This is a genomic window from Kitasatospora sp. NPDC057542 (genome assembly GCF_042801945.1).
Taxonomy (GTDB): domain Bacteria; phylum Actinomycetota; class Actinomycetes; order Streptomycetales; family Streptomycetaceae; genus Kitasatospora.
The window spans coordinates 1-13,444 of the sequence record NZ_JBHVFE010000231.1 but is presented as its reverse complement, the minus strand read 5'-3'; the positions used below and the strand labels follow the sequence as shown (position 1 = coordinate 13,444).

Below are 13,444 nucleotides of genomic sequence, written 5' to 3'. Positions count from 1 at the left end.
GGTGTGGGCGAGGCACCGCTGAGGCTGGATGTGTTCAGAGGAGCCCGAAGTCGAACTCCCCGGTAGCGACGGCGGCGATGAAGGCTGCGTGGGCCGCCCGACCGAAGGCCAGGGCCGGGCCGGAAGGGTCTTTGCTGTCTCGGACTGCGACGGCCTCGGGGAGGATCGCGTATTCGAGACAGTTCTCGTTGCCGCCGCTGTAGCTCGATTTCCGAAAGGTGAAGCCAGTCGCCTCGGCGTCGGGGTAGTGGGTCACTTGATCAGTTCTCTCTGTGCGGTGATGAACTCGATCGAGGAGTCGACAGAAAGGGCTTCAGCCGTGATCTCCTGGAACTTCGCCCGGTAGAGCTCGACGTCGGCCGGGTCCTCGATCCAGAATCCGGCGAGCATGCCTTCGACGAAGACGACGTCGAGGTCCTTCCGCTGAGGGAATCCGAGCAGGGCGAACGAGCCGCTCATGCCCGGGTGGATCGCCGCACCTGTTGGCATCACCTGGATGCTGACGTTCGCCAGCCGGCTCAAAGTGAGCAGCTTGTCGAGTTGCGGGCCCATGATGTCGGGGCGATTCGCGATGGCTCGGAGCGTGGCTTCATGGATGACCGCCCAGAGCTCAACGGGGTTCGGGCGGGTGAGGATGGACTGTCGTGCCATGCGGACCTGTACGAGGTCGTCAACCGTGCCGGTCTTCGTGGTCCGGAGTCGGTCGATGACCAGCCGAGCGTATTCGGCAGTTTGGAAGAGCCCTGGAATGAAGGCGGGTTCGTAGGTCTTGAAGGTCGATGCCTCGGTCTCAAGCATGATCAGGTCGGTTGCGGACACATTGATCACGTCGCGGTAGCTCAGCCACCAGCCGCGCTTGCTGCCGTCCTTCGTAATGGCGATCAAGCTGGCGCGGAACTCTTCGTCGTCGCAACCGTAGTGGTCGAGGAGCTTGTTGACGTCCTCGATCTTGGCCGCCGTGCGGGCGTTCTCGATTCGGTTCAGCTTGGCCAGGCTCATGCCGGTGGCGTCGGCTGCCGTGTCTGCGGCGATCATCGCTTGCTCCCGGAGCCGTCGCAGCTCCTCGCCCAGCCGACGACGGCGAACGGTTGATACCGCCATGCGGTGCCCCTCCTGACCTATCGGTGGACCAGTCTGCCCTTGCTGGTTGCGTAGGCGCTACCGACGACTGACGGAGGGTGGCACCGAATTCGGGTTCGATATGAGATTTTGCAGATTAGTTTGGTCAGCTTGCACATGTGATGGCCCTGGCGTCATGCTGTGTGTATCTGGCTGAATGCTCTGCGTAACCAACTCTGCGATGCGGCTGCGTTTTTCCGTTCGTCATTCCATCGCTTCGATCGCGGTTTTGATCGATCGATGGTCATCCCTGGAGTCCCACGGAGGTTTCATCGTGTTCCCCCATGAAATCCCCCCTGACTGGTCGGCCGCGCGCGAGGAGTTGCGCGAGGCCATGGCGCGCGCCGGGTGGACGCCCGACCTGGTCGCCGATGCCGAGGTCGCGCTCCTCGAACTGTTCGTCAATGCCTGGCGCCACGGCGGCAGTGCGGCGCCGCTCGTCGTCATCGCGCTGCTCGACCGCGTCCTGCGGGTTTCCGTCAGCGACGGCAGTCCCCTTCTCCCGGCCGAGCGCGACAGCTCCGACCCCTATGCCGTCTCCGGCCGGGGCCTGCACCTGGTTCGCTCGCTCACCCATCGCTTCGGGGCGGAGCCGCGGAAGTCCGGGAAGTCCTGCTGGTTCGAACTGGACGCCGCCGCGTGACCGCCGACCACCGCCGCCCGACCGGGCCGGCCGACCCGGTCATGCGCACCTACACCGAGCCGGAGGTCGCCTCCCTGCTCGACGAACTCCGTGAACGCGGCCGCACGTTCGGCCTCATCCGGCCCTCCCTGGCCACGGACCAGGTGGTCGACGGCCGCGTCCTGGTCCGCTTCGGCTGCGCCCCGGCCAGTACTGTCCTCAACCTCCTCGCGGTCCTCCGTCACTACGAGAAGGCCGAGGCTCCGTGCGACTTCTGATCGACCTCGCCCTTCCTCTCCTCCTGCTCGTCGCCATCGCCGTCGTCGGCCTCGGCGCGGTCGCCGTCCTGCGGATGCCCCACCGCCCGGATCCCATCGCGACCACCGCCCCCGGGCGAGACCGCGACCGCGACCGCCAACCCGTGGGCTGAAGCCCCACCCCGCCCACGCCGCCCGGCCGGGCCCACCGGGCGGCGGAGGCATGCGCAGGAAGTCGACCCGGCCGACTTCCCATGCAACACACACCCCACGCAGACCTGCCAATAACGGTGGGACAGCCAGGCATGCAGCCCGGCTGTCCCATTGACCGCGACGTAACCTGCCCGACCGACCAACCGCACGAGGACCGTTGCATAGGCTGGCCGTCTCATCCGACGCACCGAGACGAGGTCGGCCCATGCGCAGCAGCACCCGGATCCGCCTGGTCGAGCCCATTGACGCGGCCCCGATCGCAGCGCATCGGCGGCGGGACGTCGAGGCCTTTCGGCCATGGGAACCGGCCCAGCCGGACGACTTCTTCACCACGGAGGGACAGGCGGAGCGGATCGACAGGCTGCTGGCCGGATACCGGGCCGGCACGGTCTGGCCGGGCGTGGTACTTGCCGACGACCAGGTGATCGGGCAGGTCACCGTCGGAGGCATCCTGCCTCAGCCGCACCTGCGCCGCGGCTCCGTCGGGTACTGGATCGCCAGTGTCGCCCAGAATCAAGGCCACGCCGGGCGCGCCGTCGGGCTCGTACTCCAAGTGATGACCGACGAACTCGGGTTGCACCGAGCCGAGGCGTCCACCAATCTGGAGAATCTGCCGTCGCAGCGGGTGCTGCGTCGCAACGGGTTCAGCCCGTACGGCGTCGCGCACTCCGCGATCTTTCTCGACGGGCGCTGGCGGGACGGGCTGCTGTGGGAGCGGCTCCTCGGCAACTAGTGTCCGCGCCGGAGATCCGTCGGCGGAATCGGGCGAGGGAGTCGACTTGCCTGGGGCCGGCTCTGCCGGCGGCCACAAGGCGTTTCCGGACCCATGGCCTTGCTGCCTCGACGCGGCCCTGGAGCGCCTTGATCCCGTCTTCCGCGGGGCGACCGGGCAGCCGACGAGTACGACTGCGAGTGTCACTGGGGCAGCGCCGAAGAACTCGCCCTCCTCAAGGTGCCGGGCGTCGAGCTCGATCCCGGCCTCCTTCGACGGACCTGGCAGATCCCCGGCTGGAGCGACCGCGGCGCGGTGCTCCGCCGCATCCTGCCCCCGCTCGCGTGCGCCGTCGTGGACAGCCGATCCGAGTCGTTCGGGTACCGGGACGAGATCGGCGTCTCGCTCGCCCACGGGCGCTGGCAGGAATGGGCCGAGGAACAGGCCACGGCCGTGCGGGAGTTCCTGCACGCGTTCCGGGCCCACAGCCTCGTCACCTCCGCCCCCGCCACGCACCCGCACCAGACCCTCGTCCTGTGCGCCGAGGCCTCCGGCGAACTGAGGCCCGACTACGGCTACTGACCGCGTGGTCGAGCACCATCCACGTGTACGCCGGCCCGGGCGGACCGGGCCCGTGCCCTGTCGGGCGCAGTAGGGTCGCTGCATGCTCCTGTGGATCAACGGCCCGTTCGGCGCCGGCAAGACTCAGACCGCGCACGAGATCCAGTGGCGCCTGACCGGGAGCGTCATCTGCGACCCCGAGCACGTGGGCTTCGGCCTGCACCGGATGATGCCGCCGTCGCTGCGCGGGGACTTCCAGGATCTCCCGGCCTGGCGACAAGGTGTCTTCGAAGTTCTGGACCGTGTTCTCACCGGTCACGACGGTGTGGTGATCGCGCCGATGACGGTCGTGGAGCCGGCGTACTTCCGCGAGACCGTCGGCCGGCTGCGAGAGCGAGGCCATGACGTCCGGCACTTCACGTTGCTGGCCGAGCGCGGGACCGTGCTGCAGCGGCTGCGCGAACGTGGGTTCGGGCATGTCGTGCAGTTCGTGGCCGGGAAGGACGCCCCGCTGCGTCGGGAGAGCTTCGCCGTGTCGAAGCTCGACCTGTGTCTGGAGCGTTTGCGCGAGGAGGAGTTCGCCCAGCACGTGTGGACCGATCGGCTCACGATCCCGCAGGTCGCCGACCACATCGCCGACTCTTCGGGACTGACTCTCGCTCCGAACACCGACAGCGCACTGCGGGGACGCGTCCGCCGAGCCTGGACAGGGCTCAGGCACATCCGGTTCGACTGAGCCCCGGCGGCGGAGGCGCGCACCGGAAGTCGGACCGGCCGACTTCTCCTTCTTACGCGAGGTGCGGGCGGCCTGCCCTTCGGGGACACCGGTTGTTTCCCCCGCCGAGGGTGCCCGGGCTCTCCCGTCGCCCGGCCGGGCCGGGGAGACTGCGGGGGAGACCGCCCCTGCAACCTGTGAGGTCGAGCGTGATCGGCGCCACCGGCACTCCCCGCACCATCCGGCGGCCGGCCCGGGCCGCCGTCGCGGTGCTGCTCGCGCTCGCGACGGCCCTGGTGACCCTGGGCACCGTCGCCGCCCCCGGCGGGCAGGGTGCCGCCGCGGCCCCGGTGGCCGCGGTCGACCCGGCGGCCGGGCGGATCGTCTTCGCCGGCACCAACCACCGAGGCCTCGGCAAGGTGACCGGCGCGGAGTCGAGCACCCCGCTGTTCGGGCCCGGCCCGATCCACTTCGACCGCGACCCCTCGGCCCGCGGCGACGAACTGGTCTTCACCAGCCTGCGCGACGGCCCGCTGCCCCAGGTGTACCTGCGCGACGCGGCCGGCGCGGTGCACCGGCTCACCACCGGAATGGACACCGCCCACCCTGCGCTGGCCCCCGACGGCAAGGGCGTCGTCTTCGAGTCCCTGGAGCCCCGCGCCGGAGGCGGCAGTCCGCAGAAGGTGCTGTGGGCGGTCAACCGGGACGGCAGCGGGCTGCGCCGGATCACCGACGGCGCGGCCGACGAGACCCATCCGACGGTCTCGCCCGACGGCAAGTGGATCGCGTACTCCTGTACCGGTGAACCGGAGCACCGCCAGGTCTACCTGCGGCCGTTCGAAGGCGGTGCTCCGGTCAAGGTCACCAACGTGACCAACGGGGACGCGATCGACCCGACCTGGAACCCGGTGAACGACGACGCCCACCGCAACGAGATCGTCTACACCTGGGACCAGGGCGCCCAGGGCCGGACCCTGATGCTCACCTCGCCCACCGGCGGTGACAAGGCGTTCTTCCCCGGCACCGGCTCCACCTGGAAGACCGGCTCCGCCGCCTGGCTGGCCGACGGCAGCGGCGTGCTCTTCCTCAGCGCCGACCTGCTGGACCCCAACAACCCGACCCCGCAGCCCGACCCGGCCCAGCCACCGGTGGTGAACCTCTATCGGGCGCTGACCTGCAACTGCGAGGCGCCCCGACTGCTCTACCGCGACAACCGGTTGATCGCCACGCCGACCTGGCTTGGCACCCAGAACGACGGTGGCCCGGTCGTCGAGCAGACCAGCGCCGCCGGCGCCAACGTCGCCAACGTCGAGGACGTCCGCTCCGACGGGGGCGACCCGCGGGACCTCGGCATCAGCGTGCTCCGGGAGGACCCGGCCGCCGACACCAACACCAGTACCGACCCCGGCGCCGACCCGCTCTTCCACCCCCGCCCCGGCTTCGACCCCTGGTTCGAGCGCCAGACCTACACGCCCGACGGCCGCCAGATCGTGGTGACCCGCTACGAGGACGGGCCGGCCGGCCGGATCCAGCGGATCTGGCTCGCCGACGCCGACGGGGCGAACCCGAACCCGATGAACCTTGCCGGGCGCGGTCCGAACGACCGGGACACCGACCCGTCCCTCTCACCGGACGGCCGGCTGATCGTGTTCAGCCGCAGCGCCCCGGCCACCGGCCGGGAGCCGGCCCGGCCAGGGCGCGTCCTGATCGCCGAGGTGTCCACCGGGCGGATCGTCGGCACCGTCCAGCCGCCGGCCGGTCAGCAGGGCGCCTCCGACGGCCAGCCGTTCTGGTCCCCCGACGGCAAGCTGATCGCCTTCTCCCGCACCGCCGTGGTCAACGGCAACGCTGGCAACCTGCACGTCTGGACCGTCTCCGCGGACGACCTCACCCGGCAGACCGACCTGAGCCGCACGGCCTGCCCGGGCAGCTGCAACGTCATCGACGACAGCCCCGCGTTCGCCCCCGACGGCCGCCGCATCGCCTTCAACCGCAAGGCCGGTGACGGCGGGAACAACCAGCAGGACGGGGTGGTGATCACCACGCCGAGCGGCGAGGACTGCACCGTGGTCGTGCCCACCGGGCTCGGCCAGGGCGCCTGCACCCGGCCGCTGCCCGAACGCCCCACCACCGGGCCCTTCCAGCCCCGCGACGTCGCCTGGACGGCGAACAGCGCGCAGCTGGTGCTGACCTCCCGCCGTGCCGCGCCGCCGAGCTCACCGGAGGGGCTCAAGATCTACGACTTCGCGACCGCCACGCTCACCGAGCTCGACTGGCGGCTGCCGGGCCGCCAGAAGGAGCCGGCCGTCCAGCAGTCCGTCGACCTGGCGCTCAGCGTGCCCGAGCGGACCCCGGCCGTCCCCGTCGACGGCAGCACCGAGGTGACGATCACCGTGACCAACAAGGGCCCCGCGCCCTCGCCCGGCACCGCCCTGACCGTCTCGGTGCCGACCGGCGCCCGGCTCGACAAGCTGACCACCCCGACCGGATCGTGCGACGCCGCGGCGCTGCGCTGCGAACTCGGCACCCTGGCACCGCGCGCGGTGGTCCGGGTCAAGGCCACCCTGATCGGCACCCGGCCCGGCACCCAGGAGGTCGGCTGGAGCGTCACCGGGGCGGTGGTCGATCCGTACCCCGACGACGACTCCGCCCGGACCCTCCTGCCGGTGCTGGATCCGCCGACCCCCTCGCCGACCGCCACCCCGTCGCCGACCGCCACGCCGACCCCGACACCCACACCCACACCCACACCCACCCCGACGGTCACGCCCACCCCCGCCCCGCCGCCGCCCCCGGCCCCCGCCCCGCCGCCCCAGGCCGGCCCAGGCATCGCGGTCGACGCCCAGCCGAACCCCGGTTACGTCGGCGGCCACGTGACCGTCAGCTACACGGTGCGCAACAGCGGCCAGGCCCTTGCCACCGGCCTGCGGCTGACGCTCGGCCTGCCCGCAGGGGTGCCCACCGAAGCCCTGCCCCCCGGCTGCCGGAGCGGCAGCTGCACGGTGAGCGACCTGGCCCCGGGCCGCAGCGCGGTGGTCCGGGTGGTGCTCTCACCCGTGGCGGCGCTGGACACCACCATCACCGCGGAGCTGACCACCACCGGCACCGACGCCACCCCGGGACCGCACCGGGCGAGCACCCCGCTGCGCATCCTCCAGCCCCGCATCGTCGCGGTGCCGCCGATCGGCAAGCCCGGCTTCGTGACCTCGGTGCGCGGCGTGGACTTCCCGCCCGGCGCGCCGGTCCGGTTCACCTGGCAGCCCGGCATCACCGCCGCGGCGGCGCCCACCCGTCCGAAGGCCGACGGGACGTTCGCCGGCCAGCTGCTCATCCTCCCCAAGGACGAGACGGGCCCGCGCACCATCACCGCCGAAGGCCCCGGGTTCTCCCCGGTGACCTGCCCCTTCCTCGTGGTGGAGGGCAGTATCGGCCCGCCGGGGGAGGTGGAGCGGCGGTGATCCACGAGGTCGACGAGGCGCTGCGGCAGCTGCTCGCCGAGACGGGCCTGCCCGAGCGCGGGATCGAGGTGGTCTTCGACGCGCCCACCCGGGACTTCGCGGCCCGGCGCAACGTGCCCACGGTCAGCGTCTTCCTCTACGGGTTCCGCGAGGACACCGGCCGCCGACAGGCCGGCACCGTCGCGGAGTACGACGCGGACGGCCTGGTGACCGGCCACCGCCCCGCGCCCCGCTGGTTCGAGCTGGCCTACCTGGTCACCGCCTGGACCAACCGGCCGCAGGACGAACACCGGCTGCTGGCCGAGGTGTTGCAGTGCCTGACCACCACCGACACGCTGCCTGCCCGGCTGCTCACCGGCACGCTCGCCGAACTCGGACTGACCGTCGGGCTGGACATCGCGGGGCGCGACACCGGCCTGCCGTCGGTCTCCGACGTCTGGTCCTCGCTCGGTGGGGAACTGCGGCCCTCGGTCGACCTGCGGGTGCTCGCCCCGCTGCCCGGAGAGCGCAGCCCGGCGGGACCGCCGGTCACCGAGGGGCTGGTGCTGCACGCCGGCGACACCACCCCGGCAGGCCCGGAGCCCGCCGACGGCCCGGGCCGCCGACTGCGCTACCAGGGCGCCGCGGCCCCCGGGCCGGACGGCTTCGCCGCGCTCCGGGAGCGCGGGCTGCCGCCCGGCCGCCGGCCCCGGGGCAGGGCGCAATGAGCCTCGACCTCGACCAGGCGGTGAACGGTGCACCGCCGAAGCCCGACCACCTCTGGGAGCGGCTGCACCGGATCGAAGAGCGGGTCCGTACCGCGGTGCGCGAGCGCCGGGCCCACGACCCGGACCCGGACGACCCGTACCGCGGCCAGTACCTCGGCCCCGAGGCGGTGGAGCGCATCCTCGCGGCCTCCACCACGGCGGGCCTGGTCACCGGGGGCTCCGCCGACGGGCCCGCGCCGCCGCCCGGCTCCCGGCTCGGGCGGCTCAGTGCCGCCTTCGGGCTGCTCCCGGTGGATCTCGACCTGCTGCTGGTGGCGCTCGCCCCCGATCTCGACTCCCGCTTCGAGCAGCTCTACGGCTACCTCAACGACGACCTGACCCGCCGCCGGGCGACCATCGGCCTGGCCCTCGAACTGTGCGGACTGCCCGGGGCCGGCGCCGGCCGCTTCCGCTTCTCCACCCGGGCCCCGCTGATCGCCGGCGGCCTGCTGGAGATCACCGAGCCGGACCGCCCGCTGCTCTCCCGCACCCTGCGCGTCCCGGACCGGGTGACAGCCCATCTGCTCGGCGACGACGAGCCGGACGGCGCGCTCGCCGGGCTGGCCCGCCGCGCCGGGTCAGGGCCCTGTGCCCGGAAGCCCGTCGAGCGGCTGCGCGCGCTGGCCGCGGACGGCGGACCGGTGTACCTGCTGGACCGGGGCGGCCACGCCGGCCCGCTCGCGGTGGCCGCCCTCGCGGCCGACGGCCCGCCGACCCTGGTGGTCGACGCCGCCGCGCTCGCCGCCCGCCGGCCGGAGGGCATCGTACGGGTGCTCGCCCGTGAGGCGCGGCTGGGCGACGGCGGTGTGGTGCTCGGACCGCTGGACCGGCTCGAACCCGAACGGCCCGAGCGGGCCGCGCTGTTGCGCGAGCTGTGTGTGGAACTCGCCGGTGTCCCGCTGGTCGTGCACGGCCCACAGGTCTGGGATCCGGCCTGGGCGGCGCAGAGCCCGCTGGTGGTCACCGTCCCGCCGCCGGACCCGCCCGAGCGGGCCGAGCAGTGGGCCCGCGCGCTGGACGGGGAGTCGAGCGGGGAGTTGAGCGAGGAGCTGGCCGAGGCGGTGGCCGCCTACCGGCTGGACCAGGAACAGCTGGCACGGGCCGCCTCGGTGGCGGCCCGGACGGCGGCCGCCGAGCGGCGCCCGGTGCGGGCCGAGGACCTGCGGACGGCGGTGCGGGCGCAGAACGCCGCGGGCCTGGCCCGGCTCGCCCGCCGGATCGAGCCCGCCGTCGGCTGGGCCGACCTGGTGCTGCCCGCCCCCACCGCGGGCCGGCTGCGCGAACTCGTGCTGCGGGCCCGGCACCGCGACCAGGTGCTCGGACGCTGGCGGATGCGTCCGGGCGGCGGCCGGGGGAACGGGGTGATCGCCCTGTTCGCCGGGGAGTCCGGCACCGGCAAGACGATGTCGGCCGAGGTGGTCGCTGCCGAGCTCGGCATGGAGCTGTACGTGGTGGACCTCGCCACCGTGGTGGACAAGTACATCGGAGAGACCGAGAAGAACCTGGAACGCATCTTCACCGAGGCCGCGCAGGTGAACGGCGTCCTGCTGTTCGACGAGGCGGACGCGCTGTTCGGGAAGCGCTCGGAGGTCAAGGACGCCCGCGACCGGCACGCCAACGTGGAGACGGCGTACCTGCTCCAGCGGATGGAGTCCTTCGACGGGATCGCGGTGCTGACGTCCAACCTGCGGGCCAACCTCGACGAGGCGTTCACCCGGCGGCTGGACGTCATCGCGGAGTTCCCGCTGCCGGACGAGGTACAGCGGCGCCTGCTGTGGGACCGCTGCCTGGGGCCGTTGGTGCCCCGCGGCGACGACCTCGACCTGGACTTCTGCGCCCGGCACTTCGAGCTCACCGGCGGCTCCATCCGGGCCTGCGCGGTCTCCGCGGCCTACCGGGCCGCCGGGACGGGCACCCCGCTGGGCATGGCGCAGCTGGTCTCCGCGGTGGTCGGCGAGTACCGCAAGCTCGGCCGGCTGGTGCTGGCGAGCGAGTTCGGGCCGTGGCTGGGCGTCCTCGGGGACACCGGGCACGGCTGAACGCCCCCGGGCTACGGAGGCTGCCGGGCGCCTGTGGGGACCACCGGCGGTGTCCGCGGGGGCAGCGGTTCCTGCCCCCGGTACGGGACCTGTGGACATGTTTCCGGGTGGCGCCCGGGCAGCAGACTCGGGGGCGAATGACCGGCGAAATGATTGGCCAGCCGAAGGAGCGCGTATGCCGTCGTACCTCACCCCGGGCGTGTACGTGGAGGAGGTCCAGTCCGGTGCCCGGCCGATCGAGGGCGTCGGCACGGCCGTCGCCGCGTTCGTCGGCTTCGCCGAGACCGGCCCGTTCCACGAGCCCACGCTGGTGACCAACTGGGACCAGTACGTCCAGCGGTTCGGCGGCTTCACCGAGGGCACCTACCTGGCGCACGCGGTGTACGGCTTCTTCGCCAACGGCGGCGGCTCCGCCTACGTCGTGCGGGTCGGCGACCCGGCCCGGCAGGCGCCCGGCGCCGCCCCCGCCGTCGCCGCGGCCCCGCCCGTCGAGATCGCGGGCTTCCTCTTCTCCGCCCTGCCGGGCGCGGGCGCCGACGTGTCCGTCGAGGTCGCCGACCCGGAGGGGGAGAACGTCCCCGACGACCGGTTCCGGCTGCTGGTGCGCCGGGGCGCCGAGGTCGTGGAGACCTACGACGTCTCGACCCGCAAGAGCACCAAGGGCTACGTCGTCACCCAGCTGCGGGAGTCGAAGCTGGTCGCCGTCGCCGAACAGCCCGGCACCGCGCCGAGCCGCCCCGAGCGCCGCACCCACGCCCTGGCGGCCGCGCCCGCGCCGGCCGCGGCCCCGGCCGGTCGGCTCGACCCCGCCGAGTACGTCGGCGACGCCGCCGCCAGGACCGGCTTCGGCGGCCTGGAGGCGATCGACGAGATCACCATGGTCGCGGTGCCCGACCTGATGAGCGCCTACCAGCGCGGTGACCTCGACGACGAGGGCCTGCGCACCGTCCAGCTGGCGGTGATGTCGCACTGCGAGCAGATGGGCGACCGGATCGCCGTCCTGGATCCGCCGCCCGGTCTCAACGCCCAGCGGATGCGCACCTGGCGAAACGACGAGGCGGGCTTCGACTCCCGCTACGCCGCGCTCTACTACCCGTGGATCAAGGTGTTCGACCCGGCGAGCGGCCGCAACGTGCTGGTCCCGCCGAGCGGGCACGTCGCCGGGGTGTGGGCGCGCAGCGACGCCGAGCGCGGCGTGCACAAGGCGCCCGCCAACGAGGTCATCCGCGGCGCGGTGGACCTGGAGATACGCCTCAGCAAGGGCGAGCAGGACCTGCTGAACCCGATCGGCGTCAACTGCGTACGGGCCTTCCCCGGGCGCGGCATCCGGATCTGGGGCGCGCGCACCCTGTCCTCCGACCCCGCGTGGCGCTACCTGAACGTGCGCCGGCTCTTCAACTACCTGGAGGAGTCCATCCTCCTGGGGACCCAGTGGGTGGTCTTCGAACCCAACGACGACCGGCTGTGGTCCAGCATCCGCCGGAACATCACCGCGTTCCTCACCGAGGAGTGGCGGCGCGGGGCGCTGTTCGGCCAGACCGCGGCCGAGGCCTTCTACGTCAAGTGCGACCGCGACAACAACCCGCCGGAGTCCATAGACCTCGGCCAGGTGGTCTGCGAGATCGGCGTCGCCCCGGTGAAGCCCGCGGAGTTCGTGGTGTTCCGGCTGTCCCAGTTCTCCGACAGCACGAGCCTCGTCAACGAGTGACCGGCCCGGTCGGCACCACCCCTCGGCACCCCTCGCATCGGAAGGTGACACAAACCCATGGCTGAAGGCGATCCGCTCTCCACACATATCTTCGGCGTCCAACTCGGCGGCTACAACGTCGAGTCCGTCAAGGAGATCAGCAACCTGACGGTCGAACAGGACGTCGTCGAGTACAAGCAGGTGACCCAAGAGGGCAAACTGATCGTCCGCAAGCAGCCCGGCGCCCGGCTGCCCGGCGAGGTGACCATCACCCGCGGCCTGGACAAGAGCGGCGCGTTCACGGACTGGATCAAGGAGACCCTGAACAACGGGGCGATCAACACCGCGCGGCAGAACCTCACCATCGAGGTCAAGGACACCACCGGTGCCACCCTGCGGCGCATCCAGCTGATCAACGCCTGGGCGAGCCGCTGGGAGGGCCCCACCCTCAGCGCCGGCGAGTCCAGCGCCGCGACCGAGACCGTGACCATCGTGTTCGAGGAGATCTCGGTCGAGTGAGGCGGAAGATCGGCCTGGAGGAGCTGCTGGAACGGGCTCCGGCCCTGCAGAACACCGCGCCGCAGCAGCAGGCCCCGGCGGCAGCGGCAGCGGCGCAGCCCCGGGGGCGGGCGCCGCACACCGAGTTCGAGTTCGAGCTGCCGCTCGGCTACGTCGACGACGAGGGCACCGTGCACCGGCACGGCGCCATGCGCCTCGCCACCGCCCGGGACGAGCTGATGCCGCAGATCGACCTGCGGGTCAAGGAGAACCCGGCCTACCTCGGCGTGGTGCTGCTCAGCCACGTGATCACCAGGCTGGGCGACATCACCGACGTGCACGCCGGGGTCGTCGAGCGGATGTACGCCACCGACGTGGCCTTCCTCCAGGACCTCTACCAGCGGATCAACAGCGAAGGCCACACGCGCGCCGCGGTGACCTGCCCGCACTGCGACGGCGCCTTCGAGGTCGACCTCGCCGGTGGGCGCCTGGGGGAATCGTGACGTACGCGCCTGCTCGGCTGTACGAGGAGATCGCGTACATCGCCTACCACTTCCATTGGCAGCGGGAGGACATCCTCGACCTGACCCACCGCGAACGCGGGCAGTGGGTCAGGGAGATCGCTCGGCTCAACACCCGCATCAGCGAAGGCGGGTGAGCGGGGTGGGGCTTCGGGACTGGATCGGCCGCCGGAGGGGCGGCGAGCCCGGGGGCACCGGTGGCGCCGGTGGTTCCGGCGGTGCTTCCGGTGATGCCGGCGGGGGCGCCGGCCCGGGCGAGCCCGCCCGGCGGCGCCCGGCGGCGGGGGGCGGGGGGT

At 72.4% G+C, this 13,444-nt stretch carries 15 protein-coding genes; 13 read left to right on the top strand and 2 right to left on the bottom strand.

The window, feature by feature from the left end:
- Window positions 1–34 precede the first annotated feature (34 nt).
- Both ACFU7Y_RS26010 and ACFU7Y_RS26005 read right to left on the bottom strand, forming a co-directional pair.
- Window positions 35–256, bottom strand: a complete 222-nt coding sequence (locus ACFU7Y_RS26010) for a DUF397 domain-containing protein (protein ID WP_224282734.1) — start codon at window positions 254–256, stop codon at window positions 35–37.
- Complete coding sequence (locus ACFU7Y_RS26005) at window positions 253–1,101, bottom strand: helix-turn-helix transcriptional regulator (protein ID WP_380769815.1); 849 nt, start codon at window positions 1,099–1,101, stop codon at window positions 253–255. The genes ACFU7Y_RS26010 and ACFU7Y_RS26005 overlap by 4 nt, the downstream gene beginning before the upstream one ends.
- 199 nt (window positions 1,102–1,300) lie before the next feature.
- Here ACFU7Y_RS26005 and ACFU7Y_RS26000 point away from each other — a divergent pair, with 199 nt between their 5' ends.
- The 13 genes from ACFU7Y_RS26000 to ACFU7Y_RS25940 all read left to right on the top strand — a co-directional run bounded on the left by ACFU7Y_RS26000 (window position 1,301) and on the right by ACFU7Y_RS25940 (window position 13,285).
- Window positions 1,301–1,762 (top strand): ATP-binding protein, encoded by a 462-nt coding sequence (locus ACFU7Y_RS26000; RefSeq protein ID WP_224282732.1) that lies wholly within the window; start codon window positions 1,301–1,303, stop codon window positions 1,760–1,762.
- Complete coding sequence (locus ACFU7Y_RS25995; protein WP_224282731.1) at window positions 1,759–2,019, top strand: hypothetical protein; 261 nt, start codon at window positions 1,759–1,761, stop codon at window positions 2,017–2,019. Before ACFU7Y_RS26000 ends, ACFU7Y_RS25995 begins: the two co-directional genes overlap by 4 nt.
- Window positions 2,007–2,171 carry a hypothetical protein gene (locus ACFU7Y_RS25990; protein ID WP_224282730.1) on the top strand — a complete coding sequence of 55 codons (165 nt, stop codon included), beginning with the start codon at window positions 2,007–2,009 and terminating at the stop codon, window positions 2,169–2,171. The genes ACFU7Y_RS25995 and ACFU7Y_RS25990 overlap by 13 nt, the downstream gene beginning before the upstream one ends.
- A 245-nt stretch (window positions 2,172–2,416) precedes the next feature.
- Window positions 2,417–2,944 (top strand): GNAT family N-acetyltransferase, encoded by a 528-nt coding sequence (locus ACFU7Y_RS25985; RefSeq protein ID WP_224282729.1) that lies wholly within the window; start codon window positions 2,417–2,419, stop codon window positions 2,942–2,944.
- A gap of 219 nt (window positions 2,945–3,163) precedes the next feature.
- On the top strand, window positions 3,164–3,505 hold the full coding sequence (locus ACFU7Y_RS25980; protein ID WP_224282728.1) for a hypothetical protein: 342 nt from the start codon (window positions 3,164–3,166) through the stop codon (window positions 3,503–3,505).
- Window positions 3,506–3,587: 82 nt separating this feature from the next.
- Window positions 3,588–4,220, top strand: a complete 633-nt coding sequence (locus ACFU7Y_RS25975; protein ID WP_224282727.1) for an AAA family ATPase — start codon at window positions 3,588–3,590, stop codon at window positions 4,218–4,220.
- A 176-nt stretch (window positions 4,221–4,396) separates the two neighbouring features.
- The gene (locus tag ACFU7Y_RS25970; RefSeq protein ID WP_380769813.1) at window positions 4,397–7,657 is read left to right on the top strand and encodes a hypothetical protein; all 3,261 of its coding nucleotides are present in this window, start codon (window positions 4,397–4,399) and stop codon (window positions 7,655–7,657) included.
- A complete protein-coding gene (locus ACFU7Y_RS25965) occupies window positions 7,654–8,364 on the top strand; it encodes a DUF4255 domain-containing protein (protein ID WP_380769812.1) in 711 nt (236 codons plus the stop codon). The genes ACFU7Y_RS25970 and ACFU7Y_RS25965 overlap by 4 nt, the downstream gene beginning before the upstream one ends.
- Window positions 8,361–10,442 (top strand): ATP-binding protein, encoded by a 2,082-nt coding sequence (locus ACFU7Y_RS25960; RefSeq protein ID WP_380769811.1) that lies wholly within the window; start codon window positions 8,361–8,363, stop codon window positions 10,440–10,442. The genes ACFU7Y_RS25965 and ACFU7Y_RS25960 overlap by 4 nt, the downstream gene beginning before the upstream one ends.
- Window positions 10,443–10,617: 175 nt before the next feature.
- Window positions 10,618–12,150 carry a phage tail sheath family protein gene (locus ACFU7Y_RS25955; protein WP_380769810.1) on the top strand — a complete coding sequence of 511 codons (1,533 nt, stop codon included), beginning with the start codon at window positions 10,618–10,620 and terminating at the stop codon, window positions 12,148–12,150.
- 57 nt (window positions 12,151–12,207) lie between these two features.
- Complete coding sequence (locus ACFU7Y_RS25950) at window positions 12,208–12,648, top strand: phage tail protein (protein WP_218203532.1); 441 nt, start codon at window positions 12,208–12,210, stop codon at window positions 12,646–12,648.
- The gene (locus ACFU7Y_RS25945; RefSeq protein ID WP_380769809.1) at window positions 12,645–13,130 is read left to right on the top strand and encodes a hypothetical protein; all 486 of its coding nucleotides are present in this window, start codon (window positions 12,645–12,647) and stop codon (window positions 13,128–13,130) included. Before ACFU7Y_RS25950 ends, ACFU7Y_RS25945 begins: the two co-directional genes overlap by 4 nt.
- Complete coding sequence (locus ACFU7Y_RS25940; RefSeq protein WP_181970396.1) at window positions 13,127–13,285, top strand: DUF6760 family protein; 159 nt, start codon at window positions 13,127–13,129, stop codon at window positions 13,283–13,285. The genes ACFU7Y_RS25945 and ACFU7Y_RS25940 overlap by 4 nt, the downstream gene beginning before the upstream one ends.
- The last annotated feature ends 159 nt before the right edge of the window (window positions 13,286–13,444 follow it).